The organism is Baekduia alba (assembly GCF_028416635.1).
Lineage (GTDB): Bacteria > Actinomycetota > Thermoleophilia > Solirubrobacterales > Solirubrobacteraceae > Baekduia > Baekduia alba.
This window is the reverse complement of the sequence record NZ_CP114013.1, coordinates 217,807-243,582: the sequence shown is the minus strand read 5'-3', so window position 1 is coordinate 243,582 and position 25,776 is coordinate 217,807. Positions and strand designations below refer to the sequence as shown.

At 70.5% G+C, this 25,776-nt stretch carries 26 protein-coding genes; 9 read left to right on the top strand and 17 right to left on the bottom strand.

What is annotated here, in order from left to right:
• Positions 1-28: 28 nt before the first annotated feature.
• From DSM104299_RS01150 to DSM104299_RS01140, 3 genes are read left to right on the top strand one after another with little or no spacing between them, the layout of a single operon-like run.
• Positions 29-550, top strand: a complete 522-nt coding sequence (locus DSM104299_RS01150) for a cysteine dioxygenase family protein (RefSeq protein WP_272475448.1) — start codon at positions 29-31, stop codon at positions 548-550.
• Positions 551-555: 5 nt separating this feature from the next.
• Entirely contained in the window at positions 556-1,026 is a 471-nt protein-coding gene (locus DSM104299_RS01145; protein ID WP_272475447.1) for a nitroreductase family deazaflavin-dependent oxidoreductase, read from the top strand.
• An 11-nt stretch (positions 1,027-1,037) separates the two neighbouring features.
• Positions 1,038-1,217 carry a hypothetical protein gene (locus tag DSM104299_RS01140; protein ID WP_272475446.1) on the top strand — a complete coding sequence of 60 codons (180 nt, stop codon included), beginning with the start codon at positions 1,038-1,040 and terminating at the stop codon, positions 1,215-1,217.
• Here the strand turns inward: DSM104299_RS01140 and DSM104299_RS01135 are convergent.
• From DSM104299_RS01135 to DSM104299_RS01100, 8 genes are all read right to left on the bottom strand, one after another.
• Positions 1,196-1,723: a dihydrofolate reductase family protein gene (locus DSM104299_RS01135; protein WP_272475445.1), complete on the bottom strand. Its 528-nt coding sequence runs from the start codon at positions 1,721-1,723 to the stop codon at positions 1,196-1,198. The two genes, DSM104299_RS01140 and DSM104299_RS01135, sit on opposite strands and share 22 nt — an antisense overlap.
• Positions 1,724-1,752: 29 nt before the next feature.
• Positions 1,753-3,219, bottom strand: a complete 1,467-nt coding sequence (locus DSM104299_RS01130; RefSeq protein ID WP_272475444.1) for an MFS transporter — start codon at positions 3,217-3,219, stop codon at positions 1,753-1,755.
• A gap of 97 nt (positions 3,220-3,316) precedes the next feature.
• Positions 3,317-4,597, bottom strand: coding sequence for an RNA polymerase sigma factor (locus tag DSM104299_RS01125; RefSeq protein WP_272475443.1), 1,281 nt, complete (start codon positions 4,595-4,597; stop codon positions 3,317-3,319).
• The gene (locus tag DSM104299_RS01120) at positions 4,594-4,980 is read right to left on the bottom strand and encodes a YciI family protein (RefSeq protein ID WP_272475442.1); all 387 of its coding nucleotides are present in this window, start codon (positions 4,978-4,980) and stop codon (positions 4,594-4,596) included. Before DSM104299_RS01120 ends, DSM104299_RS01125 begins: the two co-directional genes overlap by 4 nt.
• Positions 4,981-5,633: 653 nt before the next feature.
• A complete protein-coding gene (locus DSM104299_RS01115; protein ID WP_272475441.1) occupies positions 5,634-5,798 on the bottom strand; it encodes a hypothetical protein in 165 nt (54 codons plus the stop codon).
• 71 nt (positions 5,799-5,869) lie between these two features.
• Positions 5,870-7,159 (bottom strand): MFS transporter, encoded by a 1,290-nt coding sequence (locus DSM104299_RS01110; RefSeq protein WP_272475440.1) that lies wholly within the window; start codon positions 7,157-7,159, stop codon positions 5,870-5,872.
• 65 nt (positions 7,160-7,224) lie between these two features.
• Positions 7,225-7,608 carry a hypothetical protein gene (locus tag DSM104299_RS01105; RefSeq protein ID WP_272475439.1) on the bottom strand — a complete coding sequence of 128 codons (384 nt, stop codon included), beginning with the start codon at positions 7,606-7,608 and terminating at the stop codon, positions 7,225-7,227.
• An 18-nt stretch (positions 7,609-7,626) separates the two neighbouring features.
• Positions 7,627-7,764 carry a hypothetical protein gene (locus DSM104299_RS01100; protein WP_272475438.1) on the bottom strand — a complete coding sequence of 46 codons (138 nt, stop codon included), beginning with the start codon at positions 7,762-7,764 and terminating at the stop codon, positions 7,627-7,629.
• A 2,372-nt stretch (positions 7,765-10,136) separates the two neighbouring features.
• Between DSM104299_RS01100 and DSM104299_RS01095 the strand changes: the two genes are divergently transcribed.
• The 3 genes from DSM104299_RS01095 (at position 10,137) to DSM104299_RS01085 (ending at position 14,140) form a co-directional block, all read left to right on the top strand.
• On the top strand, positions 10,137-11,171 hold the full coding sequence (locus DSM104299_RS01095; protein ID WP_272475437.1) for an ATP-grasp domain-containing protein: 1,035 nt from the start codon (positions 10,137-10,139) through the stop codon (positions 11,169-11,171).
• A gap of 472 nt (positions 11,172-11,643) precedes the next feature.
• Positions 11,644-12,882: an NAD(P)/FAD-dependent oxidoreductase gene (locus DSM104299_RS01090; RefSeq protein ID WP_272475436.1), complete on the top strand. Its 1,239-nt coding sequence runs from the start codon at positions 11,644-11,646 to the stop codon at positions 12,880-12,882.
• A gap of 256 nt (positions 12,883-13,138) precedes the next feature.
• Positions 13,139-14,140: a S1 family peptidase gene (locus DSM104299_RS01085; RefSeq protein ID WP_272475435.1), complete on the top strand. Its 1,002-nt coding sequence runs from the start codon at positions 13,139-13,141 to the stop codon at positions 14,138-14,140.
• Positions 14,141-14,606: 466 nt separating this feature from the next.
• Here the strand turns inward: DSM104299_RS01085 and DSM104299_RS01080 are convergent, their stop codons facing one another.
• Positions 14,607-15,146: a dihydrofolate reductase family protein gene (locus DSM104299_RS01080; protein ID WP_272475434.1), complete on the bottom strand. Its 540-nt coding sequence runs from the start codon at positions 15,144-15,146 to the stop codon at positions 14,607-14,609.
• An 83-nt stretch (positions 15,147-15,229) separates the two neighbouring features.
• Positions 15,230-15,691 (bottom strand): pyridoxamine 5'-phosphate oxidase family protein, encoded by a 462-nt coding sequence (locus tag DSM104299_RS01075; RefSeq protein ID WP_272475433.1) that lies wholly within the window; start codon positions 15,689-15,691, stop codon positions 15,230-15,232.
• On the opposite strand from DSM104299_RS01075, the gene DSM104299_RS01070 reads away from it, so the two are divergent.
• Complete coding sequence (locus DSM104299_RS01070; RefSeq protein WP_272475432.1) at positions 15,642-17,144, top strand: hypothetical protein; 1,503 nt, start codon at positions 15,642-15,644, stop codon at positions 17,142-17,144. The two genes, DSM104299_RS01075 and DSM104299_RS01070, sit on opposite strands and share 50 nt — an antisense overlap.
• Before the next feature lie 376 nt (positions 17,145-17,520).
• Here DSM104299_RS01070 and DSM104299_RS01065 read toward each other — a convergent pair whose 3' ends face one another.
• From DSM104299_RS01065 to DSM104299_RS01050, 4 genes are all read right to left on the bottom strand, one after another.
• Complete coding sequence (locus DSM104299_RS01065; protein WP_272475431.1) at positions 17,521-18,237, bottom strand: tetratricopeptide repeat protein; 717 nt, start codon at positions 18,235-18,237, stop codon at positions 17,521-17,523.
• 383 nt (positions 18,238-18,620) lie between these two features.
• On the bottom strand, positions 18,621-19,640 hold the full coding sequence (locus DSM104299_RS01060; RefSeq protein WP_272475430.1) for a zinc-binding dehydrogenase: 1,020 nt from the start codon (positions 19,638-19,640) through the stop codon (positions 18,621-18,623).
• A gap of 36 nt (positions 19,641-19,676) precedes the next feature.
• Positions 19,677-20,741: an aldo/keto reductase gene (locus DSM104299_RS01055; protein WP_432419795.1), complete on the bottom strand. Its 1,065-nt coding sequence runs from the start codon at positions 20,739-20,741 to the stop codon at positions 19,677-19,679.
• Between the two features lie 8 nt (positions 20,742-20,749).
• Positions 20,750-21,028 carry a VOC family protein gene (locus tag DSM104299_RS01050; RefSeq protein ID WP_272475428.1) on the bottom strand — a complete coding sequence of 93 codons (279 nt, stop codon included), beginning with the start codon at positions 21,026-21,028 and terminating at the stop codon, positions 20,750-20,752.
• 423 nt (positions 21,029-21,451) lie between these two features.
• On the opposite strand from DSM104299_RS01050, the gene DSM104299_RS01045 reads away from it, so the two are divergent.
• The gene (locus tag DSM104299_RS01045; protein WP_272475427.1) at positions 21,452-21,886 is read left to right on the top strand and encodes an ester cyclase; all 435 of its coding nucleotides are present in this window, start codon (positions 21,452-21,454) and stop codon (positions 21,884-21,886) included.
• Between the two features lie 36 nt (positions 21,887-21,922).
• Here the strand turns inward: DSM104299_RS01045 and DSM104299_RS01040 are convergent, their stop codons facing one another.
• A complete protein-coding gene (locus DSM104299_RS01040; protein ID WP_272475426.1) occupies positions 21,923-22,354 on the bottom strand; it encodes a MarR family winged helix-turn-helix transcriptional regulator in 432 nt (143 codons plus the stop codon).
• Between the two features lie 146 nt (positions 22,355-22,500).
• Between DSM104299_RS01040 and DSM104299_RS01035 the strand changes: the two genes are divergently transcribed.
• Complete coding sequence (locus DSM104299_RS01035; protein ID WP_272475425.1) at positions 22,501-24,054, top strand: MFS transporter; 1,554 nt, start codon at positions 22,501-22,503, stop codon at positions 24,052-24,054.
• Positions 24,055-24,064: 10 nt separating this feature from the next.
• On the opposite strand, the gene DSM104299_RS01030 is transcribed toward DSM104299_RS01035, so the two are convergent.
• Together DSM104299_RS01030 and DSM104299_RS01025 are read right to left on the bottom strand one after the other, a co-directional pair.
• Entirely contained in the window at positions 24,065-24,889 is an 825-nt protein-coding gene (locus DSM104299_RS01030) for a hypothetical protein (RefSeq protein WP_272475424.1), read from the bottom strand.
• A 91-nt stretch (positions 24,890-24,980) separates the two neighbouring features.
• Entirely contained in the window at positions 24,981-25,760 is a 780-nt protein-coding gene (locus DSM104299_RS01025) for an IclR family transcriptional regulator (protein WP_272475423.1), read from the bottom strand.
• Positions 25,761-25,776: the final 16 nt, after the last annotated feature.

Sequence of the window (25,776 nt, the reverse complement as noted above, 5' to 3'; positions counted from 1 at the left end):
TGCTCGCCGACGGACCAAGCTCACCGACATGCCTGCCACCCTGACCCAGCCCGTGGACCAGCTGGCCCGACTCGCGGCCGGCGTCCGCACGGCGATCGACGCCCGCGCCGACTGGTCGCACACCGCGTCCGCGGTCGCCGATCAGCTCCGCGCCCACCTGCCCCGCCCCGACGTCCTCACGCCCGAGCAGCGCCTCGGCGCCCCGGAGCGCGCGGCCGGCCACACGCTGCACGTCGAGCCCGACGGCTCCTTCTCCATCACCGCGGTCGTGTGGCGGCCGGGCCAGCAGACGCCGATCCACGACCACACGACGTGGTGCGTGTTCGGCGTCGTCCAGGGCAGCGAGCACGAGGACATCTACGACGCCGACCTCAACCTCGTCGGCGCCGAGGACAACCGGGTCGGCGACGTCAACGGGTTCGCGCCGCCCGGCGACATCCACCGCGTGCACAACACCGGCGAGGAGGTCGCGATCTCGATCCACATCTACGGCACCGACATCACGCGGATCGGCTCCAGCGTCCGCCGGTACTACGACCGAGGCCGGTGACCCCGATGTCGTCCAAGCCCCCGCCCGCCTTCCCACCGCCCGGCACGCTCAAGGCCAAGCTCGCCAACCTGATCCCTAAGGCCAACATCATCATCTACCGCGTGTCCAACGGGCGCTTCGGCGGCAGCATGGAGGACCTGCCGGTCCTGATCCTGCACACCGTCGGCCGCAAGAGCGGCAAGCCGCGCCAGTCACCGCTGCTCTACCTCCAGGACGATGAGGACTACGTGGTCGTCGCCTCCCGCGGTGGGTCGGACGCGCCGCCGGCCTGGTGGCTGAACCTCCAGGCGACGCCGGAGGCGACCGTCGAGATCAAGGGGACCAAGCGGCCGGTCTCCGCGCGCCGCGCGACCAGCGAGGAGCGGGCCGGCTACTGGCCGCAGCTCACCGCCGGCTACCGCTTCTACGACGACTATCAGGCCCGTACCGATCGCGATATCCCAGTGCTCGTGCTCTCGAACCGAGGGAAGCCATGACACTCAAGCGGTTGGACAACGTCCTCATCGTCGTCGAGGACCTCCGCATCGGGGGCGTGGAGGATCTGCCACAGGCCGTGGACGATGCGGCGCGCCGCGCGGATGTTCTCCTCAAGCGCGGCAATGTGGTGAGACCCGGCGGGCTTGTGGCCACGCCGGGTCTTGCCACTCAGCTCGAGGTGGGCGCGTAGGTGAGCGCGACGACGCCGTTGGGCGAGGGGGTTGCCGCGAGGAGCTTCAGCGGGAGCGTCTGGCCGCCGTCTGCCGTTCGACCGGCGGCGAGCACTGGGTGAACCGAGAATCGGATCTCGTCGACGAGGTCGTGCGCGAGCAGGGTCTGGTTGAGCCGGCCGTATCCGTACATCATGAGATCGGAACCATCGTGGTGCTTGAGCTCCGTCACGGCTGCGACGACGTCCTCGCGAATGATCGTGGAGTTGTTCCAATCAGCGCTCTCCAGCGTCGAGGAGAACACGTACTTGCGGATCGCGTTGATGGCGTCTGCGTACGGTCCCGTTTGGTCGGGCATGACGTGGGCGAAGTACTCGTAGGTGCCGCGTCCCATGAGAAAGCCGTCGAGGGCGTTCAGCGCCTGAACGGCTTCCTCTGCCGAGCCCGAGTCGAACGTCGCCCAGGGTCGCGGGTCGTCGGTGACGCCGTCGAGCGAGACGAAGGCGGAGTTGATGATCTTGCGCATGGTCGTTGTTCCTTGGGTCGCGTGCTTGGTCAGTTGGTGCAGGCGAGCGCCGGTTGCGGGTCGCGGTCGCTCGTCTCGGCCACGGCGGTCGGGACCGCCTCGTGGCGGACGAGCGCGAAGATCGCGGGAATGGCGAGCAGCGCGATCCCGCCGAGCACCCAGAGCGCCTGTTGGAACCCGCCGGTGAGCGCCGCGGGGGCGGCGTGCCCGGTGTGAAGCAGCGTCTGGGTGTGGCTGGTGGCGACGCTGGAGGCGATCGCGATGCCGAGGGCGCCGCCGAGCTGCTGGCTGGTGTTCAGCAGCCCGGACGCGAGCCCGGCCTGGTGCTCCTTGATGCCGGCGAGCGCGGCGATCGAGATCGGGATGAACGCGAACGCGGTTCCCGCGCCGGACACGACCATCGGGCCGGCGAGGTCGGCCAGGAAGTCTCCGTCGACGGGCGCCTGGGCGGCCCAGATCGCCCCGGCGCCGATCATGGCCATCCCTGCCGCCATCACGATCTTGGTCGCGCCGCGGGTCACGAGCGCTTGGGAGAGGCCGGCGAGCGCGATCGACGTCAGCGACGCGGCCAGCCAGGCGAGCCCGGACTGGAGCGCGCTGTAGTGCAGCACCTGCTGCATGTACAGCGTGCCGACGAAGATGAACGCGTAGAAGCTGCCGCCCAGCAGCAGGCCCGCGATGTTGGCACCGGCGAGCGTGCGCAGGCGGAAGATCTGAAGCGGCAGGATCGGATCGGTGACGCGACGCTCGATCAGCAGGAACGCGGCGAGCAGCAGGGCAGCCGCAGCGAGCACGCCGATCGTCCGCGCGTCGCCCCAGCCGTACTGCGGTGCCTGGGAGATGGCGTCCACGAGGAGCACCAGCCCGGCGGTGCCGGTGAGCGCGCCGGCGGCGTCGAACTTGCGCCGCACCGTGTCCAGCCGGCTTTCGGGCACGATCCGCGGTGCCAGCAGCAGCGCGACGACGCTGATCGGGACGTTGAGGTAGAAGATGTACTCCCAGCCGGCGTACCGGGTCAGAAGGCCCCCGGCGATCACTCCGACGGTCGCGCCACCGGCGCCGAGACCACCCCAGATCCCGAGGGCCTTGTTGCGCTCGGCGCCCTCCTGGAACATGTTCATCACGATCGACAGGGCGGCGGGCAGCATGATCGCCGCCCCGAGGCCCTGGACCGCCCGGGCTCCGATCATGAAGCCGGCGGCGGTTGCCAGCCCGGCGGCCAGCGACGCGGCGCCGAACAGCGCGAGCCCGACCATCAGGATGCGGCGGCGGCCGAGCAGATCGGCGGCGCGGCCGCCGAGCAGCAAGAACCCGCCGAACGTGAGCGCGTACGCGGTCACGACCCATTGCAGGTTGGTCTCGGAGAAGTGCAGGTCGGCGCCGATCGTCGGCAGCGAGACGTTGACGATCGTCAGATCGACGACCGTCATGAAGAACGCTACGGCCAGCAGCGCGAACGCCCGCCAGCGGTTGACATGGGATGACTGGGACGTCATCAGACCTCCATTGGTCCGGGTTCCACCGCCCGTTTTGGCGGCGTCACAGAGGACGTCGCAGCACCGCGCCCGGCTTGGACAGCCGCGGCGGCAGACGTCAGTCGGCGGCGAGCGTCGACAGGCGCCGCTGGAGCTCGGCCCGCTCCACCGCGTTGGCGCTGAGCGCGATCGCCCGCTCGTACGCGCGCGCGGCGGCCAGTGGGTCACCGGTTCGCCGGAGCAGGTCGGCGTGTGCCGCGTGCAGCGGCTGGTAGCGCTCGAGTGCGGCGTCGGCCAGCAGCGGCTCGAGCAGCTCGAGCCCGGCCTGCGGTCCGACGGCGAAGCTCACCGCCGCCGCGCGGTTCAGCTCGACGACGGGCGACGGCGCGATCTCGCCGAGCGCGCGGTACAGCTCCGCGATCTGCTCCCAGTCCGTGGTGCCGGTGTCCGCCCCTCGAACGTGCACGGCGGTGATCGCGGCCTGCAGCTGGTACTGGCCCGGGCGGCGCAACCGCGTCGCCCGGTCGAGCGCCTCGAGTCCGGTCCCGAGCCGCTCGCGATCCCACAGCGAGCGGTCCTGCTGGTCGAGCGCGAGGTAGCGCCCGTCGGGCGCCACACGCGCAGCGCGGCGAGCGTCGTGCAGGAGCATCAGCGCCAGCAGCCCCCAGACCTCGGCCTCGTCGGGCATCAGCTCGCACAGCAGCCGCGCGAGGCAGATCGCCTCGGCGCACAGCTCAGCCCGCACCAGCCGCTCGCCCTCGGTCGCCGAGTAGCCCTCGTTGAAGAGCAGGTACAGCACGCGGAGAACACCGCGCAGCCGGTCGGGCAGCTCCTCGTCGGCGGGCACCCGGTACGGGATCCGCGCGTCGGCGATCTTGCGTTTGGCGCGGACGATCCGCTTGCCCATCGTCGGCTCCGCCACGAGGAACGCGCGCGCGATCTCACCGGTCGTGAGGCCGCCGAGCGCGCGCAGCGTCAACGCCACCCGCGCCGGCAGGGCGAGCGCGGGATGGCAACAAGTGAAGATCAGCCGCAGGCGATCATCGACGATCGCGCCGGCCTCGTCCTCGTCGGAGTGCTCCTCGAGGTCGAGCCGCATCAGCTCCGCCAGCCGATCTGCTCGATCTGCCATCGACCGGTTGCGACGCATCCGATCGATCGCCCGCCTCCGCGCGGCGACCGTGAGCCACGCGCCCGGCCGGGCTGGGACACCGTCACGCCGCCACGCGCTGACCGCGTCGGCGAACGCGTCCTGCATGGCATCCTCCGCCAGCTGGAAGTCGCCCACATGGCGGATCAACGTCGCCAGCACCGCCGCGCGCTCCGCGCGGAACGCCTCCTCGACGGCCGCGCCGACCGGATCCGGGCTCGCACGGCGTGGCGGCTCGGCAGAGCTCAAGACGCGCTGGCGCTCGGATCGGACCGCGGGATCTCGTCATCGGCCACGATCGGCCGTACCTCGACCGACCCGTACCGGGTCCACGGCAGCCTTGCAGCGTGCCTGATCACCTCATCCAGATCGGCGCAATCCAGCACGTAATAGCCAGCCAGCACCTCCTTCGTCACCGCGAACGGACCATCTGTCAACTCCGTCTCATCACCTCGGACGCGCACCGTCGTGGCGCTCTCGACCGAATGAAGCGGGGCGTGCGCGACCAACACGCCCGCGTCCCGCAGACTCGCGTTCACCTGATCCCACAACGGCATCTCCGCCCACCGCTGCGCCCGCTCAGCCTCATCAGCAGACTCGGACCCGTAAAGCAACAACATGTACTCCGGCACGATCGCCTCCTATCGGCACGACCGCACGATACGCGGCCACTAACCCTACGTCGCCACAGACGACCGGATTTGGACAGCGCAACGCAGGTGCGGGCTGTCCCGTCTCGTGACCGCGACCGCACGGCGGCGGGCCGGCAGCCCCCGCGCGCCCGATCCGCCCGATCTGAGTGATGCATCCGGCGCTCGGTCATTCCGCGCGACAGCCGATGATGTGCTCGCGACCTCTCGGTGGCTTCCGCCCACCGACTTTCAGCCAGACCCTGAAAGCCCCTCGCCACGTCTCGTCGCCAGCAGCGGATGCCAGCTCGTCGCGCGCGATCGTCGGCGGCCTCGTCGCGATCGCGCTAGGCCGTCGCAGCGGTCGTCCAGAACGCGTACACGCTGGACACCGAAACGCTTCTCACCGGGCACCTACGAGATCCGCGTGAGGCGCCGACCGCACGCACTGCATATGAGCAGCACTTGGAAATACTCAGTATCATGGACAAAAAGAAAGACGGCGCGCGCGGCGCCGTCGAGGAGGAGCCGGCGCGCCGTCGACCCCGCCCGGTGGGGTCGACGGCGCACACGTCAGTGGCTGACCGAGATCATGACCTGGGTCTTGTCGGCCAACTCGTCAAGGAGCTCCTTGACGCGCGCTGCGTGCTCGGGGTTCACGACGCGGACGCTGATCCGGGTGACCCGAACCCGCCGGGGTCGCCGTCGTGCTCGACGATCGTGGAGCCGAGGTGGACGGGGTAGCCGGCCGTTTTGAGGTAGTGCTGGATCGCAACTCGGGTCTCATCCGGTGTGCCGAAGTCGGTGGGTTCGATCGACATGAGCTTGTCCTCCATGTTGGTGTTGCGCGCGGTGTGGTGCGCACGGCGCGTGGCTTGCTCGCGGTGGTCAATCACACGGCGCGGCGCGTGCGGTGGATGAGCAGGGCGACGGCGCCGGCGATCGCGGCGACCGCGGCAACGCCCGCGTCGAACCAGACGGCCGCTCGCGGCCCCTGGAGGTCGATGAGCGCGCCCGTGAGCAGGCTGCCCACCCAGAAGACGCTCCCGCTGATCGCGCCCTGCAGCGCCCTGACGCGGCCGATCCCGGCGTGCGTGACCGCCAGCAGTTGCCTGCTGAGGGCCGACCACAGCGCCCCCGCGCCCATCCCGGTCAGCGTCAGGGCCGTCAACGCCAACGGCAGCCCGCCGGCCGCCGCAAGCACGAGCTCCCACGCGCCCCACCAGGCCGCCGCTGCCACGACCAGCCATTCCGAGGGCCGCCCGACGGCCGCGATGACCGTGCCGCCGGCGAGCATGCCTACGCCGTTGGCGATCTGGAGCAGGGTCAGGTCACCCTCGGCTCCGTGCCAGGCGCTCGTGACCAGCAGGGGCGACCAGATGACGAAGTTCGCTCCCATTGCGTTCACCGTCTCCCCGATGGCCAGCGGGATCCAGCCTTCCGGTCGCGATCGCAGCGGCGCCAGCAGGTCTCGCCACGACTGGAGCGACCACAGGCGCCCGACGTCCGGTCGGCGCTCGTCGTCGGGCGGTGTTGGGGCGACGGCGGGCGCCGCGTCCAACACGATGATCCGCGGTCCGCTGAGGACGGTCGCCAGCCCGATCGCGATGACCACGACGCCGAGGCACAGCGCGAATCCGGAGGCCGCGAAGAGGCCCCCGACGGCCGCCGGACCGAGGATCAGCGCCACGTAGTAGGCGATCTTCTCAAGCCCAGCGAGCACCTGGATGCGATCGCCGTCCCCTTCGGCGACCTCCCGTAGGAAGATCGACTCGATCGGTCCCCACCGGGCGTCGACGACGCCGCGCCCGAGCGCGAGCGCGGCGAGCAGCCACGCCGCGGCCGAGCCGGTCGCGACGATGCCGAGCGTGACCGTCGCGATCACGGCTCGCAGGATCCCCACGCGCACGATCCGCCGCTGCGCACCGGGCTGGTCCGCGAGTCGCCCCGCCGCGGACGCCAGGAACGGGCCCGGCAGCCACAGGGCGGCGACCACTGCGCTGACCCATAGTCCGCTACCGGTGTGTGTGGCGATCCACCACACGTCGGCGACGGCCGACATCTTCCAGGCGGTGTACCTGAGCACCCGGGCCAGGAGCCAGGCGCGGATGTTGCGTTCGCGCAGCGACGCGAACGTCACGCGCAGGCCCGCCGACGGCTTGGGCCTGTGCTTCGGTTCCATCTTTCCTCCATTGAGGTGAGCGGCGCGTCCCCTCCTGGGACGCGCGCTGACGCGATGCGGTCGCGCTAGTGGCCGGCGCGGAACATCCGGGCGTAGTGGGTGCGGGGGTTGGCCGCCAGTGTCCGCGGGTCGCCGTCCTCGACCACCCGGCCCTTGTCGATCACGAGCACGCGCTGGACGCGGGCGTGGACCGGCAGCTTGTGCGCGATGATCAGAGCGCCGATCCCCTTCTCGGCGAGGTAGGAGAGCACGTCCTCCAGGAGTCGCTCGGCCGACACGGCGTCGAGCGGCGCGGTGATCTCGTCGAGCAGCATCATGCGCGCGGCCCCGCTGAGCGTGCGCAGCAGCGCGCGGGAGACCGTCAGGCGCTGCATCTGGCCGCCCGAGAGCGTGGTCGGATCGAGCACGGTGTCGTAGCCGGCGGGCCAATCGAGGATCTGCTCGTGCACGCCGGCCAGCGTGCACGCCTACTCGAGGTCGGCGTCGCTCATGCCGGGCCCGGGTAGGAGGCCGGTCCGGACGGTCGTCTCTGGGACCCACGAGGTCTGCGGGATGCGTACGAGCGCCGCGCGCAGTTCCTCGACGTTGAGCGTGCTGATCGGCACCCCGTCGAGCGTCGCGGCACCGCGCTCGAGCCAAGAGGCTCTCGTCGCCGCTGAGGGCCACCTCACATCGGGAAGCTCCGGGAATCCGTCCCGGTGGCGATGAGGCCTGAGCGCCTCGTGCATCGCCTCACAACGTGGTGGGGCGTTGCAGGCACGCTCAGACGTCGCGGAACCGGGCCTCGCCAAGGGGAGCGGGCTGCCCAGGGGCGCATGTCACGCGTCCCGAGGAAGCCCGCTTCCGAAGAGATCACATCTCCGCCGATGATCGGCTGAGTACAACGAAGGGCTCGGGCGCCGTTGAGCGCCCGAGCCGTCGACCCTCACCTCCTGTCTGACGCCGTGCAGACACCGCCGGTCAGCGGCGGGTCCGTGGCGCTTATGCACCTAGCGCTGGAACTGCGGGCCCTGCAGGGGCAGATCCATGTCGGACTGCGTCGGCAGCGCGTCGGCCTCGGCGGTCGACGTGTCTTCGGCCGGTTCGACGGGCTCAGGCTCCTCAGCCATGCGAGTTCACCTCCTCTCATCTCGGGGTGCGCGCGCGACGCCCGGGGCGGGCTTCGTGCGGAAGAGCTCAGCAGCTGAGCACTTCGTCGCCGCCTCCACACCAACGGGTGGTGAAGACGTCGCCGCTGCGCTCAGAGCGACGTGCGAGATCGTTCGCCAGGGGGCCCAGCAAGGACGGGACACCCTGGGCGGCGCGCCGTCGCGCCGTCCAGAGTGCCCGCTATCACGCGTCAGCCAGGCACGTCCGCGAACGGTCATGCGGCCGTGGTCGCCCGACCGACGGTCGAGGTCAGCGCAGCACGAGCAGCGCCGGCACCACCCGAGTGGTGCTGTGGCAGTAGCAGGGGCAACTGGTGTCCTGGCACCAGTTGTGCCTGCTATTCGAACATTCTTCCGATATCGCCATTGCGAATCACTCCTTCAGCAGGCGCTTCTCGCGCCGATCGGTCCGAGCTCTACGGCCGGGATCGAGAACTCGCGGTCGCCTCGACGACCTGCGTTCGACCTGCACGTCTGCTCTCGCATCGCGCGGATCGGCTGCGCAACGGCTTCGTCGATCGGCCGGTTGCCCCTCGTCGAACCGGACAGCTCGCGTGGGGAGCCGTGACTGGCCGGAGCGACGCCTGGTCGCTCGAAAAGCAGAGAGATCTTGGTTCGCGTCCGGCGCGCGTTGATGACGCCGGGAAGAAGAGGTGCTGCGGTAAAGAGAACGTCGAAAGAGAGAGCGGCAGACGCTACACGATCCGCTAGGCAGGCCGATGCGGGCGGTTGCTCGCCGACAACACGCCCACCTCACGGCGTTCCCGCCGCCGGACGCAGCACCTGCCGCGCGTGCGCCGGTTCGATCCCGGCGCCACCCAGGGATGGTGGGTCCGGCCGGCGAGGGGCGTGAGAAGTACCTGCTCGCCACAGCGTCGACACCGATGTGCCGCACGTTGGCGACCCGGAAGTCGACGAACTCGCCGCGACCGAGGACGGACCCGCGCGCGAATGACGCTCCAGGGTGGTGCCTAGCGCAACGTTCCCGCCCCGCGGTCAATCGGCCGTCTCGTCAACGTCGCGCGGCAGCCGCATACCGGCCCGGAGGGCCTTGAACCACGCTACGCAGCGCCACGAAGCGCTCGTCGAGCCCGTCGGGGATCCTCGAGCACATGCTCACCCCACGCGGCGCCGACCGCGGCGCTGCGGGCTCCGACCAGTCGGTGTGAGCGCCCGACTGCCCAGCTACTAGCTCCACTCGGGAGAAACCCCGCTTCGTGGGGAGCCCGATGCCGGCCCGAGGCTTCGTCGAATCCGTTCGGGCGGTCGTCGGGTGCGTCGAAGTGGCCCTCGGTCAGCGGGCGGCGGCTTCGCCCAACGGTCTGGCGAAGCGCGATTTGGCCCGGCGCCGGGCCCCGCGTAGCCTGCGACGCACCTTCTTCGCCTCTTTTTCTCAGCAGCATCCACCGCGCACCCGCGCACCACATCTGGTCTCCACGGACGGAGCGCCTTCATGAACAGCTCGGCATCCAGACGCGTTCGATGCGACGGCCCTCGGGCAACATCACGCCTGACGGTTCCTGCCGATGCACGCTTTGGGCGCCCAGCGGCGACGAGCACCGTCCCTCGCCGAGCTGCTGACGACCCTGACGGGGGATAAGCGGCCTGTCGGTCGTCGTCGACGAAGCGCACTCGGCGTCCACCGGCCTTGCCGTCCTGCCGCTCGCCAGGGCGATCGCATCACCCACCGTCCCCCCAAGCCCTGCTTCTGAGCCCAGCGGCGACGCCTTCTCCCGCATCCCGGGGGAAGGCGCCGACGAAGTGCTCAGCACGAGCCTTCCACGGGCCGCCCACCGGCGCCCGTGTCTCGACTGTCGAAGGACAAGAACATGAAGATCTGGATCAACCGGGCCGGCCTATCCAAGACCGCCGTGATCGCGATGCTGCGCGACAACCCGGACCGCACCCCCCTCGAGATCCACGCCACCCGGCCGGGAGGCGACGGCCCCGCCCTGGCGTTCGCCGACGTCCGCGGCTCCGAGCCCGACTGGGACGCCACCGACAAGCAGTACGCGGCATTCGCGCTCGACTACGTCCGGCGCCACGAGATCGACGTCCTGATCCCGACCTGCCGGATCGTCGCCCTGGCCTCTCGCGCCCAGGACTTCGCCGAGGCCGGCTGCGTTCTGATGGCGAGCGTCGACCGACGGGTGGCATCCATCACCGACTCGAAGTCCGGCACCTACGCGGCAGCGCTGGCCCTCGGGGTCGCGGTGCCCGAGTGGCACAAGGTCTCCTCGGCCGACGCATTCGCGGCGGCGGTCGCCCACGTGCGCCGCGGTGGCCGTCGGGCGTGCGTCAAGCCGGACACGAGCTGGTCGGGCTGGTCGGCGGATGGCTTCCGCGAGCTCTACGACGCCGAGCATGGGCTGGTCGAACTGCTGGCGGCCCCCAAGCCGCTCATCAGCGCCGCCGCCTACGAGCGCGCTCTGCGGCAGGCAGAAGAGCAGGGTCGGCTCCTGCCGGAGCTGATCGTGATGCCCTTCCTCGAGGAGCCGGAGGTCAGCATCGATTGCCTCTCCACGACCGACGGCCGCCTGCTGATGTCGGTCGCGCGCGTCAAGGGCGACCCGTACCGCACCTTCGCCGACGACCCCCGGCTGATCGGCATCGCGCGCGCCCTGGTCGAGGGGCTGCCTCTGGCCTACCTGAGCAACGTGCAAGTGCGCTGGGAGGGCGACGAACCCAAGCTGCTGGAGGTCAACGCGAGGGTCTCGGCCGGCGTGGCCCACACGGGGCACACCGGGCTGAACCTGCCCTGGTCGGCGCTCAAGCTGGCGACCACCGGCGACGCCGGCTCGCTCCGCCAGCCTGACCTGAGCGGACGGATCGCCGTGGTCGGGACATCGATCCTCGTCCCGTAAGCGCACCGGAGCAACGCCGCAGGCGTTCCGGCGGCGACTCGGCCCTGTTGGCCGACTCGCCGCCGGAACGTCGCCTTTGGCAGGAACCGCACAAGACGACGAGATTTCAAGCGTTCAACGAGCATCCCGCCCGCGCAGCCCGGTTCGGCTCGCATTATTTTTTAGCTATTTGTCTGAGTAATCGCTAATATGACGTATTTGGGACCACGTCGACCTGGAGTTACCCGTGGATAGCCGCCGATTGGTCGCGGTTCGGTCGTCGCGCCCAGCGCCCGGGGCGCCGACGCGGTCGGCGACCAGTCGGCCAGGCGCGGGAGCACGGTCTCGAGGTGATCGGCGAGGCGCTGCCAGAGGTCGGTCGGGCGGCCCGCTCGCGTGGCGATGACCAGGCGGGCGCTGGAGACGGCGGTGATGACGGACGGACGGTGCCTTCGACGATTCGCTCGGTGAGCACTTCGGGCCACGGGCCGGCGTGGGGATCGCGCTCGAAGGCGTTCTCAGGTGGTTGGATGTGCCGATGTCGAGACGAGTTGTGATCGTTGGTGGCGGGATCGTCGGCGCGGCGTTGGCCGCCGAGCTCTCGGTGCACGACCGGCTTGACGTCGTCGTCGTGGAGCGCGGGCCCGCGAGCCGGCTGCTGGGTTCGACGGGGCACGCTCCGGGGTTCGTCGGGTTGCTCGGGGACACGCAAGCAATGACGGAGCTGGCCCGGAGCAGCGCGGAGATATACGCGGGCTTGGAGTATTCCGGCCAACGCGCGTTTGAGAGGGTCGGGGGCCTTGAGGTCGCCAGCAGCGCGCCAGCGATGGCCGAGATCGAGCGACGAGCCGCCATGGCCGCCGACCTCGGGATGCAGGCGCGGCGGCTTGATCCCGAGCAGGCGGCGGCCTGCGCACCGGACCTGGTCGATCCCGCATCGTGCGTTGGCGCCGTGCACTATCCGCAGGATGGGACGGCCCGAGCCGGCATCATCACCGCCGCGCTCAAGCAGAAGGCCGTGATCGCTGGCGTGCGGTTCGTCTGCGACGCGCCCGTCACCGCCATGGACGTCCGCGCCCGGCGCGTCCGCGCGGTCCACACGCCCGAGGAGACCTTCGTCGCCGACGACGTGGTGCTGGCCTGCGGCGTCTGGGGTCCGCCGGTGGCCGCGCTGGCTGGCCAGTCGCTTCACCTGGTGCCCGTGGGCCACCCGTACGTGTACGGACCGGGGCTCGGCGTCACGTCGTCGTCGTCGCCGTTCGTTCGCTGGCCCGAGCATCACGTCTACGCGCGCAGGCACGACGACCGACTCGGCATGGGGACCTACGACCACGTTCCCCTGCCGATCGACGTCGAGCAACTCGGTGATCAGGCGGAGCAACCCTGGCATGCTGGTCTGTTCGACCCGGCTGTCGAGCGTGCGATGGACCTGCTGCCGGCCGGCCAGCGCTTCGACCCCGAAGAGCGGCTCAACGGCGTGTTCGCCATGACCGCCGACAATCAGCCGCTGCTCGGACCCGCTGACGACGTCGAGGGCCTGTGGGTCGCCGAGGCGCTGTGGGTGACGCACGCCGCCGGCGCCGCGCGTGCGCTCGTCAAGACGATGCTCGACATGCCGCCGACGATCGGCGGGCTCGACGCACTTCGACCGGGCCGCTTCGGCGGTCGGCGACACGACGAGCTCACCGCCTCCGCTCTGCGGCTCTACCGCGACATCTACGCGACCACCTGACGGAACGTCATGGCGAACGCCGGCAGCTCCGATGACCGCGGGCAACCCGGATGACCACGGAAGCCCCTGCCAATCGACAACTTCTGCCGCGCAGGCTTCGTGTCTCGCACCCAGGAGGTCGAGGGTTGGAGTCCCCCAGCTCCACTCGACCGCGTCGCGTCACCGCCAGCGCGACTGCGCTCGCCGCAAGGCGAGCCGTCACCTCGCGCCCGCGGTGTGCGTTTATAGAGCCATGTCATCGCGGATGGTTCTCGTCATGTCGGCCACGATTGCGGCGTGCCTGCTGGGGAGCGTGCCGGCCGGCGCGGTCATCGGCGGTCGGCCGGTCGCGCGGTCGGCGAACCCCGCGGTCGTCGAGCTGCAGAGCTGCACGGGGTCGCTGATCACGTCGACGCGCGTCCTGACCGCGGCGCACTGCGCTCGGCAGCTGGTCCCGCACCGGACGCAGATCAAGATCGGCGATGCGCGGTACACGGTGCAGCGCGTCGCGCGCGACCCGCGGTACGCCTACGCCGAGCATCGCTACGGCGACCCGACGCCCTACGCGCCGCCGTATGACGTCGCGATCTTCGAGCTCGACCGGCCGGTCACGGGCGTCACGCCGCTGGCATTGCGCACCGCGCCGGTCAAGCCCGGGACGGCGGCGCGCTCGATCGGGTTCGGCGTCAATCGGTTGGGCGGCACGTTCGGGGCGCTGCGCGCGGCGGGCGTCGTGACGCGCAGCGACGCGGCCTGCCGCGCGGCGATCCGCCGCGCCGATCCCAAGCAGGCCCAGCTGTACAAGCCGGGGCTGATGGTCTGCGTTCAGGATCCGGACCGGCACCGGCCGTACCGCTCGGCGTGCAACGGCGACAGCGGCTCGCCGCTGCTGATCGGCGGCCGGGTCGCCGGCGTCGACGCATGGGGCGTCGACTGCGGGACCCACGGCAACGACCCCGCCAACTACATGACGATCCCGTCGGTCCTGGACTTCATCACGGCCGCGCAGCCATCCTGGGAGCCCGAGCCCGCGACGCCGACCTCGATCTCCGGCACCGCGACCGTCGGCGCGACGCTGACGTGCGTCCCGCCGACATGGGCCGGGACCCCGCCGGCCAGCGTGACGTTCGCCTGGCAGACGCCGCGCAGCGGAGCGGGCGGCCCGACCTACGTCGTCCAGCCCCAGGACGCCGGCGGCGCGATCCGCTGCCAAACGGAGGCGAGCATCGAGGGCGGCGGCACGGTGTACTTCCTGAGTGCGCCGATGACGATCGGCTAAGCGCTCGACGGGCGTGACGCGGTTGTCTAGGCGCTCCCGCTCAGCCGTGGAGGGCCTAGAAGTACCACGCCGCACGGGTCGGGACGATGCTGTCGCCGTCAGGGCGCAGCAGGCCCGCAGCGGTGAGGTCGCGAACCGCGCGGTCGTGGCATCAATCCGCTCGAAGTCCCGGCGGCCGCCGAGCATTTCGCGCGGCAGTTCCTCGGCGCTGAGCCGCTCGGGTGCAGGATCAGGACACGCCAAAGGACCGTGTACGCGTCATCCGTGCCAGTCCCCGCCTGAGCAGGGCGTTCGTTCGACCAGCCGGGATGGCTGAGGGCGCGAGCCCCTTTAGATGACTCGGGAAGTCAGTGCCGCTCCTCGCGCCCAGGAGAGCGCGCGGCCTGCTCCTCGCGTTCGTCGCCTGCGCTCGGAGCCGGCCTTCACCGCACGCCCGCGTCGCTGCCGCCGGCGCGCGAGCTGTCGGTCATCGCTTCGGCACCAGGGTCTGCGCGAGGGCTCCGCTTCGGAAGCGTTGCTCTTCGACGACCTCGAGCTTCAGGTGCTCCTCGAGGTCCGCGAATGGGCTGCGGCCCGCACCGATCGCAATCGGGACCGTCGACAGCTGAAACTCGTCGACGAGGCCCAGGCGCGTCAGCGACTTGGCGAAGTCGGGACCACCATGGACCAGGACCGTCCCTTCGTCGTCCCGGGCCTTCAGGTCCGCGATGCCCGCGCTCAGGTCAGCGCCGAAGATCTCGGCTGGTCCCCATTCCGCCTTTTGGAGGGTGCTTGAGAAGACGGCCTTCGGCTTGTCGTTCATCGCCGTTGCGATCGGTCCCTCCGACGCGGCCCAGTGCGGGCCCATGATCTCGTAGCTGCGGCGGCCCATCGCGTGGACGCCGGCCTCCTGGAGCGCCCGGAGGCTTCGCTCGTTCGAGTCGTCGCCAAACCACTCGAACATCCATTCATGGGTCCCGTCGAGGGACGTGGCAAAACCGTCGAGGGACAGGACCATCTTGAGCACTACTCTTCTCTCGCTCATGACGGTAGAGACCCGCCCTCTCGCGTGAACTCATCGCTGGTGGACGGGTTGGGGCGAAACGCGATCTAGGGCGTCGTCAACCCAACTGGGACGCGGATATCGCGACCCCCGGTTGCCTGGGGGTCGAGGAGCGAGAGGTCGACTACGTCGGCGCGGTAGAGCCGCAACTCGGCCGGCGCAGTCACGTTGGCGACGGTCCACGGGCCGATCCCCGACTCGACCGACGCGCGGGAGAACACGTCGATGCCGTCGCCGTCCGGAACCTGCGTCGCACGCGCACGCGCGTAGACGGCCTGAGCCTCGCCGACGCGCGCGTTCGTGTCGAAGACGACGACGGACACGTCCGTGCGCGCGGCGATGTTCCGCGAATGCACCGACGTCGGACGTGAGACCCAGTACAGCGCGCGGTCGTCGTCAACGGCGAACCAGACCGGCGAGGCCCACGGCAACCCGTCGCCGTCCGCCGTCGCAAGCGTCATGTACGCCGTTTGCCGCAGAATCAGGTCGACAAGTGCTGCTGCGCTCATGGCACCAGGGACCCTCAGACCGGCGGGAAGTCATCGGTCCGTCGACCTACTCCTCGCCGTCCGCTCCCTGGAGGCGAGCGATCTGCAGGACCCATGCCTCTTGTTCGCCGGGGATCCTGCGACGGGACCGCACTGCCCCGGCGGCCTCCGGGATGTCCTCGCCGCCACGCTGCCGAGCTGGGCTGACCTTGTTGAAGGACGCCGCGGCATGGGACGCTCGTCGACTCGCGCGCAACTTCCCGCTCAGCCGCCGTTGATCGAGGTTATGAACAAGAAGCTGGTTTCGATCGCTCAACGTGCTGGTCTAGTCGGCGCACTCGTCGCGACGGTCGCGCGGCCGGCGGCCGTCGCGCACGCGACACCAGGCGAGCTGGACCGGAGCTACGGGAACCAGGGCGTCGTGGAGCAGTGGCAGGAGACCGGGAGCAGCCCGTGGTACTCCCCGCAAGGTGTCTGGCCGGCCGGCGGCGACCGAGTCGTCGTGCAGGCGGCCCGGATGCAGCGGCTCACGCGAACCGGTGCCCAGGACCCGTCGTTCGGCAGCCTGTTCGTCCGGCCCGCCGCGCGCTTCCGCGACGGCCGTTGGCTCGTGACGCGGTTCCCCGACGAGAACAGCAGCGGCTCGCCGGTTCAGCCCATGGACGCCAACGGTCACCCGTTGGCCACGGCAGGCGCGTTCGTGAGCAGCATCGCGCGCCTTCCCGGTCAGCCGGGCGGCGGCACGTTCGCCGCGCTCGCGGACGGGACCGCCCTCTACCTCACGATCGACCAGTTCACGGGGCGAGTCGCGGTCGCGAAGGTGAAGCTCGACGGCACCGTGCTTCACCAGGCGTCGTTCGGCCTGCCCACCGGCACGTCTCCCAACGGCGCGATCGCGTCCGGCACCGGCGCGATCGTCTACACGAGCACAGGCGTGTTGCGGCTCCGCAACGACGGCTCGCGCGACTCGCGCTGGGGCCTGCCCACCATCAGGCAGTCCGGAGCCTCGCAGATGGTGCCATGGGACAAGGGCGGCGTGGCAGTGGTCAGCGCGAACGTCGACGCGAAGCGCTATGAGCTCACGCTCATCAGCCACACCGGCCGCGTCGCCCGGCACATCGTGCTGGCCAGCGCGACGTTCAACTACTACGGCGGACCGTTCGCCTCGTTCAACTACGCTCTCGCCGTGGACCCGCGAGGCCGCTTGCTGCTCACGCGGTCAGATGCCGTCCACAGCGGGATCACGGTCAGCCGCTACGTCGGCGGTCGCGTCGACCGGACGTTCGGCGTCAACGGCCTGACGTACCTGAAGGCCTCGCAGAGCGTCGATGCCGCGGGGGTCACCGTCATGCCCGACGGCCGCATCGTGGTCTTGGGCGAGCTGCAGCGGTCGGGGACGATCTACGGCCACAACAACGCGCTGATCCCCGGGTTCGAGGACCACGGCACCGTGCTCTGGCGCCTGCAGGGCTGAGCACCGCGGTGAACGGCGCCAGCATCGACACGTGGTAAGGGTGGCCCGTCGGATCACGCAGTCAGGCGAGCAGTGGCTGCGCCGCCGCCAGGCACTGGACTGCCCCGAGTGCCTGGAACCCCGTAGATCGGCCGTAACCCACAGCGATCCGCCATCCTTCGGCGACCGTCGAACGCCTCCGGACACCCTGCAAATAGGCGGTTTCGGGTGGCACAGCCCTCATTGCTTCGCACCCGGGATGTCGGGGTTCGAGTTGCCCCTAGCTGCAGGCCCGTCTCCCGTGCCAGCGTCCCGGCTGCCGTGACCCGGGAGACGTCGACAACCGACGACTACGTCAGCGATTTCGTCACTTGGGCCGTAAGGCAAGGCCGGCGCTCTAACGCTCGCCGCCCAGTTCCGCGAGTTCTCGTCGGGCGAAGTCGAGCCGTTCGGAGACCCAAGGGCTCTCGTCGTCTGAGAACGTCTCGAGGAGCGTCGAGTAGGCCTCGACCGCCTCGTCCGCGCGGCCGGCAGCACCGAGCCAGTGACCGCGAGACCACATGAGGTTCGCCAGCGCATCGCGCGTTTCGCGGTCCGCGGCCGGGCCCAAGCGCTCGATCGCATCGGCACATGCCTCAGCGGCCAAAGCCGGGTGTTCCGTCTCTCCGAGCACCGTCGCCTTGCTGGCCAAGGCGTTCGCCACAGTCAACCGAAGCGGACGCTCATCCCGATCTCCATACGCGGAGACCAAATCGTCGTACATCTCGTGCGCGGCAGTGACCTGGCCGCTCCCCCACGCCAACCCCCCGACTGCCAGACGTGCATCCGCGAAATACTCGTCGTAGGCCGCGGACGGCACATCCGCGAAGTCGTTGATCAGCGAGATGAACGCCATCATCGCGTCATCTTGTCGTCCTAGTAGTCGAAGCTCGATCGCCGCGTTGTAGCGCGCTGCAACGGTCAGGCCGACGAGTGTCGGCGCGCTGGCCGCGCCAGCGTCGTCGATGAGCTGGCAGTAGACACTGAGCGCTTCCTCGTGCTGCCCGTCCTCGCCGAGCGCGACGCCACGATCGAACAACGACCGCGCGTCCCGCATGTTTCCCTCATCGATCATCGGCGCTCAAGCCTACGCCGGCAAGTCTGAGGCGCGTGGTGCAGGTGTAACCATCCGACCGACCGTGCGGGCGGCTGGATCACCTCCGCCGGAAGTTGGGCGTCCCGCTCCCGCCCGTCGAGATCGTGATCCTCCAGTTGAACCCCGTCCACGTGATCGCCAGGCCGTTGCCCATCGAGCATGGGTTCGGCGGGATGTCCGTCATCCTCATGCTGGCGGCGGTGCCGAAGAGCCAGTTCACGGTGTTGAGGCTTCCTGACGCCCACGCCAGAGCCGAATGGCCCGGAGTCGGCGACGGTCCGGCCCGGACGCCGCGTGCGCACCAGTCACGTGGTCGACGAGCCTGCACGTCGATCGTGGTCGAAGCGGCGTGCCGCGAGCGGTCACACCACCAGCAGCGTCTTGCCGAGGCACGCCCGCGCCTCGATCGCGGCGTGCGCGCGGGCGGCGTCCTCGAGCGGGAAGGTCTGCCCGATCGCCGGAGCGATCTGCTGCTGCGCAGCAGCGGCCAGCACCTGCTCGGAGAGGCGCTTGCCGGCCTCCGGGTCGAACTGCACCTGCTCGATCCCGCGCACCACGACGCCGTCGCGCGCCGCCGCGTCGACGTCGATCGGCGCGAAACGTCCGCTGGCCGCGCCGTGGGCGGAGAATCGGCCTCCGCGCGCCACGAGCCCGAAAGCCGTGAGCCCAAGCTCCCCGCCGACCCCGTCGAACACCACCTGGATCCCGTCGTCGCCGACGGCTTCTCGTATCCCGTCGCCCCAGCCCGCCTCGGAGTAGTCGATCAGCACGTCGGCGCCGGCGCGCCGGACGAGCTCGAGCTTGCGAACGCCCCGGGCCGCGCCGATCACGCGCGCCCCCGCCGCGTGCGCGAGCTGCACGAGCAGCAGGCCCGCGCCGCCCGCGGCGCCGAGCACGAGGACGTGGTCCCCTGCACCGATGTCCGCGTTCTCGGCCAAGGCCAGCGCGGTCGGCCCGTCGTGGAGCAGGGCCGTGGCGACGTCGAGGTCGACGTCCTCCGGCACCGCGACGAGCTGATCGACGCGGGCGACGATCCGCTCGGCGTAGCCGTCCGACCCGCCGTGCTCGCCGGTCCCGGTGATGACGCGGCGGCCGACCCAACCTCGATCGACGCCCGCGCCGACGCCGACGACCGTGCCGCCCACCCCGGTACCGGGGACGAACGGCGGCTCGAGCCCGAACTGGGCCCCCCATCCGCCCCGCACCTTGGTGTCGAGGTCGAGCACGTCGGCGAACGCGACGGCGACCACCGCCTGCCCCGCGCCGGCGACGGGCGCCGGGACGTCGGCGACACGGAGCACCTCGGGCCCTCCGAACCGCGTGACGTGGACCGCGCGCGTGCGGGCGGCGGACTGGGCATCGTCATGCTTGGGAACACTCATCGATCTCTCTCTTTCTCGCAGTCGCCGCGACGATCATCAGACGATGACGTCGACCGCACCGCGGTGGTCCTCGACACGGTCCAGCGTGCTTCCGTAGGCCAGCGCGGCGCCGCCGAAGTCGCCAGGGAAACCGGCGGGCACGGCGCTGACCGCGTCGAGCTGCTCCAGCTCGCCGGCCTCCAGCTCGAGGTCGAGCGCACCGAGGTTGTCGGTGAGCTGCGCGAGGGTCCGCGTCCCGACGATCGGGATCGTCACCGCTCGGCGCTGCTGGACGAGGAGCCACGCGATGGCGACCTGGCTCGCGCTCGCGCCCCGCGCCTGGGCGACCGCGTTGAGCGCGTCGGCGATCGCGAGGTTGCGCTCCGACAGCGCTCGCTGCTCGTAGCTTCCGCCGATGCCGGCCACGCGAGTGTCCTGTGGTCGTTCGCGGTCGGTGCCGTAGCGGCCGGTGAGGAGCCCGCCGCCCAGCGGCGCCCAGCCGGTAACGGCGAGGTCGAGCATCCGGGCCATCGGCAGCAGCTCGCGCTCGACGGTCCGCTCGACCAGGCTGTAGGGCACCTGCAGCGCGGTGAACGGGGTGAGGCCCCGCTCCTGCGCGAGCGTCACCGCCCGGGCGACCAGCCACGCCGGCGTGTCCGAGATCCCGATGTACAGGATCTTGCCCGCGCGCACCTGGTCGTCCAGCGCGCCGATCACCTCCTCCACCGGCGTGAACGCGTCCCAGATGTGCACCCAGTACAGGTCGATGTAGTCGGTCCCCAGCCGCCGCAGGCTCGCGTCCAGCGCGCGGCGCAGGCTCTTGCGGCTCGTGCCACCGGCGTTGGGATCGCGCGGATCGGAGCTCAGGGCATACTTGGTGGCCAACACCCAGCGGTCCCGGTCGGGTCCGATCAGGTCCCCGACGATCCGCTCGCTCTCTCCGCCGGCGTAGTGGTTGGCGGTGTCGATGAAGTTGCCCCCGGCGTCCGCGAAGCGCGCGACGATGCGCGCGGCCTCGGCAGCGTCCGCGCCCCACCGACCACGACGGTCGCCGAAGACCATGGCACCCAGGCACAGCTCCGAGACGCGCAGCCCGGTCGCGCCGAGCAGGCGGTAGCGCAGCTCCCCCATCAGGCGAACAGCTCCGCCGCCGCGGCCACGACCTCGTCGTGCGGCACGTCGAGCGCCAGCACGATCGGCGTGCCGCCGATCGTCGGCGGCACGAGGACCCCCATCTCAGGGAACTCGTCGGCCTGGTGCAGCTCGCCGTCGCCGACGCGCAACCGCACGGACATGAGCCAGCCGTCCGGCGTGGGGATCCGGCTGACCTCTTCGGCGCCGAACGCGCCGGCGCAGAACTCGGCGGCGCGCGCGGGGCCCTGGACGACGATGTGAGCCGTGAGGCGCATCGCCCGAAACCTAGGCTCGCGCCCCGCGGTGGTCTTGCACGTTCTTGCACCGCCGAGCATCCGGCCCGTGGCCGACGGTTCGGATGTCCCGTCCGGCGACGACGCGCGCGTCCTGCTCATGACCGGACGCACGACCGATACGCGATCGAGCCACGCGGCGCGACGACCGCGCGCTCCGCCTGGCCTGCGACTACCTCGGCGATCACGTCGCCCGCAACGTCGGCCCCGACGAGCTCGCCACGGCGGCGGGCATCGGCACGTTCCGCCCGATCCGCCTCTTCCGCCACTTCCACTGCACCCTCGGCCTCGCGCCCGCGGCCTACCCGCGGCGCTTCCGGGCGCGGTAGCCGACGTGTCACGGGGCACGCGGCCGTGGTGTCAGTGCTGCGACGACATTCACCCGATGCCACGAGGAGCAACCCCATGCCCACCGCGCAGGAAACCAGCAACATCGCGGCCTTCCACCGCTTTCACGACGCCACCAACAGCGGCGACGGCGAGCGGATCGCCCGCACGATCGACGAGCTCGTCGCCCCCGACGCCGTGATCCACGCGCCTCTGCCCATGGACGCGACGGGGCCGGAGCTGCTCAAGGTGGTGTGGACGGGCCTCCTGCGGGCCTACCCCGACGTCCACATCACCGTCGAGGACCTCATCGCGAAGGACGACAAGATCGTCTCACGGCAGACCGTGACCGCGACGCACCAGGGCGAGCACCTGGGCCTCGCGCCGACCGGCCGGTCGGTCTCCTACAACGAGATGTTCATCGTCCGGTACGTCGACGGGCAGGTCGCCGAGACCTGGGGCGTGGTGGACGTGTTCGCGCAGATGAAGCAGCTCGGGGCGATCGACGCGTAGGGGTGTGCGTGCCGCCCTCCGGGCGGCACGCACGCCTCAGCCCGCCTCGGCGCCGGGCTCGTCGACGAGGACGAGGGCGTTGTCGCCCATCCGGTCCAGCGCGCGCATCAGCGCCTTGCGCTCTGAAGCGCTCAAGCCCGCGGTGATCTGCTGCTCCAAGCGCCGCATCGCCTGCTCGACCGGACCACGCAGCTCCCGGCCGGCGTCGGTCAGGTAGAGCCGCACGAGGCGCTGATCGCGATCCTCTCGGCGCCGGGTGAGCAGTCCGGCACCGGTCATTCGATTGGCCATCTTGGCGATCGTGGCCGTGGTCACGTTGACGGCCGCGGCGATCGCGCCCGGAGTCTGGCCGTCCTTCTCCCAGAGCGCTGCGAGCACGAGGTTCTGGCCCAAGTGCAGCCCGTGCTCGCGCAACGCCGCGTCCATCGCGGCGCGCACCGCCTTGGACTGGCGGGTGTACACGTCCATGAACTCGCTCAGGGCCGACCTCCGGTGCGCGGCGGCGGACGCCGCCGCGACACACCCTACTCGGCGAGACCAAGCTCAGTAGCCGGCACGCTTCGTGCCGGCAAATATCTTGACGGCTAACTATTAGCCAACTAGGCTCCGGTCGGTTGCTAGCCGGCAACCTTTCTACCCCCGTGCCTTCAGAAGAACTGACAGTGAGCTCACCCGGCCTCTCCCCCACGAGCACCCCCGACCCGCGGCGCTGGTCGATGCTCGCCGTGACGCTCGTGGCCATGTTCATGGCCATCTTCGATTTCTACGTCATCAACATCGCGACGCCGTCGTTGCAGTCTCAGCTCCACGCCAGCCAGGCCACGCTGGAGCTGATCATCGGCGGCTACACCTTCACCTACGCCAGCCTGCTCGTGTTCGGCGGCCGTTTGGGCGACGTGTTCAGCTACCGCCGGATGTTCATCGTCGGCATGTCGCTGTTCACGGTGTCCTCCCTCGGCTGCAGCGTCGTCGCCAACGGCGGCCAGCTCGTCGCCGTGCGACTCGTCCAGGGGGCTGGCGCGGCGCTCATGGTGCCGCAGGTCGTCGCGCTGATCCAGGTCTCCTTCCCGCCGCCGGAGCGACCCAAGGCGCTCTCGTGGTTCGGCGCGACCGTGGGCCTGGCCTCGGTCGCCGGCCAGATCCTCGGCGGGCTGCTGCTGACCGTCGACGTCGCCAACCTCGGTTGGCGGATCATCTTTCTGGTCAACATCCCGATCGGGATCGTCACGGTGGCGCTGGCGATCCGCCTGCTGCCCGATACTCGGGCCCAACGCCGCCCCCGTCAGGATCCGGTCGGAACGATCGGCGTCTCGGCGACGCTCGCGCTGGCAATCCTGCCGCTCATCCTCGGCCACTCGGAAGGTTGGCCGACCTGGGGCTGGTTGATGCTCGCCGCGTCGGTGCCCGTGGCCCTCGCCACGATCGCCTATGAGCGCGCGCTGCCCGCCCGTGGCGGCGAGCCGATCCTCGCGTTCGACGTCATGCGCACGCGGTCCTTCGCCGTGGGCGTGCTCACGATCATCGGCATCATGTCGCTCTACGCGGGGTTCATCTTCGCGATGACCCTCTTCCTCCAGGCAGGGCTCGCCCTCGATCCCCTCGAGGCCGGCCTCACCTTCGGGCCGATGGGCCTCGGCTTCGCCGTCAGCTCGCTCCTCGCCCGGCCGCTGCTGATGAAGCACGGGGCCAAGGTGATCAGCGCCGGGCAGGGCATGCTCGTGCTCGGCCTCGTCGGGCTGCTGGTCGAGCTGAACATCTACGGCACCGACACCAGTGCCGTGCGGATGCTGCTCCCCATGCTCATCGCAGGACTGGGCACCGGACTCACGATCCCCTCGTTGACCGGCATCGTCGTCTCGCAGGTCCCACCGCACAAGGCGGGCCTGGCTTCGGGCATGCTCACGACCGCGCAGCAGTTCGCCAACACCATCGGCGTGGCCGCGTTCGGCGCGATCTTCTTCGACGCCCTCGGCGACGAGCCGGATCTCGCCAGGTACGTCACGGCGCTCGAGTGGGTCGCCGGCGTCGGGATCGCCCTGAGCGCGGTGACGCTCGGGCTCAGCTTCCTCCTGCCCCAGAGCGGGCGTTCCGAGCAGCGTCTAGGCCGCGACAGAAGCGCGCGGCAGGGCTCCGGGGAGCGCCCTGAGGCGCTCCCCGAAGGATCCTGACGTGCGCGGGTTACAGGTCGAGGGCGGCGAGGGCGGCCAGGGTCCGGCCGTCCGTCGTCGTCTTCAGCTCCTGCACCGTGCGCCCCTGCTCGTCGGGGAAGTCCTCGTTCACGAGGCTGACGCGGACGTATCCGCCCCCGATGCGCTGGGGGTTGAACTGCACCAGCGCGGTGCGCTGGACGCAGCTCGCGGGCGTGACCGGCTGCGGGTTGGACAGGCTGGACATCGTCGCCTGCGTGAACTCGTTTCCGTCGAGTCCGCGCCCGCGCTTGGCGGTGACGTGGACCAGCCCCCTGGGGTTCTGGGTGATGGTGACGTGGCCGACGATCCGCGGCTGCCCCGGCTCGGGGTCCGCGGCTCCCGGCTCCTCGTAGATGCCCGGCTGCTCGAACGCGCCGCGATCGAACATGCGCACGTCGAAGAACCGTCCGTCCGTCCGCCTGATGCAGCGGCTGGCCGGGTCGAACACCCAGCCGTGGCCCAGTGCGACGACAGTGTCGTCGCCGATGGCCGCGACCAGATCCTGCACCGAGATCGTCCGCGGGTCGTTCGCCCCACGTCCCTCGCGCTCGCTGTGTTCCATGTCGTCGGTCTCCTTACCGACTAGGGAGTACCGCCGCTGTTGGCGATACCGCTGGCGTGTGGTGTGCCGCCGCGCTGCACCGCTGCCTGTGGTGCTGCTTGTGTTGGTCCTCAGGCGCTCCCAGCTCAAGCGTCGAGCGCATGAGGCAGGCCGTTGCAGGCATGGCAGGGGCCCAGACGCGATCCCAGTTCGCATCTCCACATGGGCCGTGTGCACGCGATCGCTCGCGCGTGTGATGGTGATGTCGTACATGTCGACGTCGTAGGGAGCGCCAGACGCTACTCGGCTCACCAGTCCGCGCAATGCGAGATCGTGATCACTCGGATCGGCGAGAGACTCGCGCTCACCCCCTGCGCCGCTGCAGCGCCGCCCCGATGCTGAGGGCGCCGGCGACGACGCCTTCGGTGAGGACCGTGTCCGCCTCGTGGATGCGGGCGCTGGGGCCGGCGATCGTCAGGCCGGCGATGAGACGGCCGCGACGGTCGAGGATCGGGGCGGCCACGGCGCCGGCGCCCTCATCGAGCTCGCTGTGCGTGATCACGTATCCGCGGTGGCGGATCGCGGCGAGCTCGCGCCGCAGCCGGCGCGGGTCGACCGTGGGGTCCGGGCCGGCGATCGCGCTGATCACCCGCTCCGCCGCGACCGGATCGAGATGGGCGAGCAGGATCTTGCCGGACGCGCCGAGATGCATCGGCGTCATGCGCCAGCGCTCGTAGGACAGGCGGACCGGACGCGGGCTCTCGACCGAGCCGAGACCGATCGAGCAGTTCGCCGCGCGTGCGGTGAGCAGCACGGTCTCGCGATGCTCCTCCGCGAGGCGCAGCATCACCGGCCGCGCGGGCTCGAGCAGCGTGCGCTCGACCCGCTCTTCGATGTTGCGCGCGTACTCCAGGATGCGCAGGCCGAGCGAGAGCTCGCCGCGCTGGCGCCGCTCGACGAGCCCCTGATGCTCGAGCGCCTGCACGAGCCGGTAGGTGGAGCTGGCGGGCAGTCCGACGCGCTCCGCGAGCGCCGGCGCGGCCAGTGGCCCAGCGCTGTCGGCCAGCGCGCTCATCAACGCCGCGAACCGGTCGAGCGCTTGACTCGACCCCGGCTCGGGCCGATCCGTATGGGCATTAACCATCACTGAATGAGATTAT

Coding starts and splice junctions, on each gene's coding strand:
- DSM104299_RS01130 (WP_272475444.1), bottom strand. CDS start 3,219: ATGACGTCCCAGTCATCCCATGTCAACCGCTGGCGGGCGTTCGCGCTG.
- DSM104299_RS01150 (WP_272475448.1), top strand. CDS start 29: ATGCCTGCCACCCTGACCCAGCCCGTGGACCAGCTGGCCCGACTCGCG.
- DSM104299_RS01040 (WP_272475426.1), bottom strand. CDS start 22,354: ATGGACGTGTACACCCGCCAGTCCAAGGCGGTGCGCGCCGCGATGGAC.
- DSM104299_RS01110 (WP_272475440.1), bottom strand. CDS start 7,159: ATGGAACCGAAGCACAGGCCCAAGCCGTCGGCGGGCCTGCGCGTGACG.
- DSM104299_RS01025 (WP_272475423.1), bottom strand. CDS start 25,760: ATGGTTAATGCCCATACGGATCGGCCCGAGCCGGGGTCGAGTCAAGCG.
- DSM104299_RS01030 (WP_272475424.1), bottom strand. CDS start 24,889: ATGTACGACATCACCATCACACGCGCGAGCGATCGCGTGCACACGGCC.
- DSM104299_RS01145 (WP_272475447.1), top strand. CDS start 556: ATGTCGTCCAAGCCCCCGCCCGCCTTCCCACCGCCCGGCACGCTCAAG.
- DSM104299_RS01115 (WP_272475441.1), bottom strand. CDS start 5,798: ATGTCGATCGAACCCACCGACTTCGGCACACCGGATGAGACCCGAGTT.
- DSM104299_RS01065 (WP_272475431.1), bottom strand. CDS start 18,237: ATGATCGATGAGGGAAACATGCGGGACGCGCGGTCGTTGTTCGATCGT.
- DSM104299_RS01050 (WP_272475428.1), bottom strand. CDS start 21,028: ATGCGCCTCACGGCTCACATCGTCGTCCAGGGCCCCGCGCGCGCCGCC.
- DSM104299_RS01060 (WP_272475430.1), bottom strand. CDS start 19,640: ATGAGTGTTCCCAAGCATGACGATGCCCAGTCCGCCGCCCGCACGCGC.
- DSM104299_RS01135 (WP_272475445.1), bottom strand. CDS start 1,723: ATGCGCAAGATCATCAACTCCGCCTTCGTCTCGCTCGACGGCGTCACC.
- DSM104299_RS01075 (WP_272475433.1), bottom strand. CDS start 15,691: ATGAGCGCAGCAGCACTTGTCGACCTGATTCTGCGGCAAACGGCGTAC.
- DSM104299_RS01070 (WP_272475432.1), top strand. CDS start 15,642: ATGTACGCCGTTTGCCGCAGAATCAGGTCGACAAGTGCTGCTGCGCTC.
- DSM104299_RS01085 (WP_272475435.1), top strand. CDS start 13,139: ATGTCGGCCACGATTGCGGCGTGCCTGCTGGGGAGCGTGCCGGCCGGC.
- DSM104299_RS01045 (WP_272475427.1), top strand. CDS start 21,452: ATGCCCACCGCGCAGGAAACCAGCAACATCGCGGCCTTCCACCGCTTT.
- DSM104299_RS01095 (WP_272475437.1), top strand. CDS start 10,137: ATGAAGATCTGGATCAACCGGGCCGGCCTATCCAAGACCGCCGTGATC.